The 462-nt window shown below is 39.6% G+C and carries 1 protein-coding gene; it reads right to left on the reverse strand.

What is annotated here, in order from left to right; all coding sequences use genetic code 11:
- Positions 1-61: 61 nt before the first annotated feature.
- Positions 62-298, reverse strand: coding sequence for a hypothetical protein (locus AVZ68_RS19480; protein ID WP_059106232.1), 237 nt, complete (start codon positions 296-298; stop codon positions 62-64).
- Positions 299-462: the final 164 nt, after the last annotated feature.

Below are 462 nucleotides of genomic sequence, written 5' to 3' on the forward strand. Positions count from 1 at the left end.
AATCCTTCGTTCTAAGACAAAAAATGATTGGGTACTAGCATCGCTAGCACCCATACCTAATCTAATACTTTTTTTCATCTTCTTCTTGACGTGCTTTCGCACGAGCGCGAGCAAAAGCCTCCGCATCGACATAAACGTCGACACACGAGTTCCCGCTGTCTTCAACGTTGGCGGAGTTGAAGTTAAAGTTTTTATCTTTTATCTTGTTTTTGACATCGTTTTCAACGTCAACCTCGTTATCCAACCAAACCTTTTTGACATCTCTGTCACGTTTGCGTTTATCGTGTTTAAAACTCATTTTTCTTCCCCCTCCTTGTTAAGACTTAATTCAGAGTATGTGTGGATTATAATAATGTTTGGACACAACCCCAATCAAGGACTAACATCAAAAAAATGTGTTTTAGTACTGGGATGGACCTAAACCATTGAACCATGCGCTAAACAAAAAACGGCTACTATCCA

It is taken from the genome of Shouchella shacheensis (assembly GCF_001484965.1).
Lineage (GTDB): Bacteria > Bacillota > Bacilli > Bacillales > Bacillaceae_D > Shouchella > Shouchella shacheensis.